The organism is Aliivibrio sp. S10_S31 (assembly GCF_014694495.1).
GTDB classification, from domain to species: Bacteria; Pseudomonadota; Gammaproteobacteria; order Enterobacterales; family Vibrionaceae; genus Aliivibrio; species Aliivibrio fischeri.
This window is the reverse complement of the sequence record NZ_JAAUWR010000151.1, coordinates 1-256: the sequence shown is the minus strand read 5'-3', so window position 1 is coordinate 256 and position 256 is coordinate 1. Positions and strand designations below refer to the sequence as shown.

The 256-nt window shown below is 48.8% G+C and carries 1 protein-coding gene; it reads left to right on the top strand.

Going from position 1 to position 256, the window contains the following annotated elements:
- Nucleotides 1–256: Ig-like domain-containing protein (locus HC728_RS20015; protein ID WP_190395999.1), on the top strand; the 256-nt coding region annotated here is incomplete at both ends.

Here is a 256-nt window from a genome sequence, read left to right as displayed (position 1 = left end):
AATACAGTTGAATATCAGGCTGCAGATGGCAGTTGGTCAACAACCCCTCCTGCGGTGGTTGAAGGTGACAACTCAATTACGGTGCGTGAAACTGATGCTGCGGGTAATGTGTCTGGCTCGAACACACTGGATTTTGTGCTTGATACGCAAGCGCCAAATGCACCAACGATCACGCTGGATACTGATTCGGGTATTAGTAATGGTGATCTGCTTACAAATGACGGCTCATTCACCGTTACGCCAAGCGAAGTTGGCA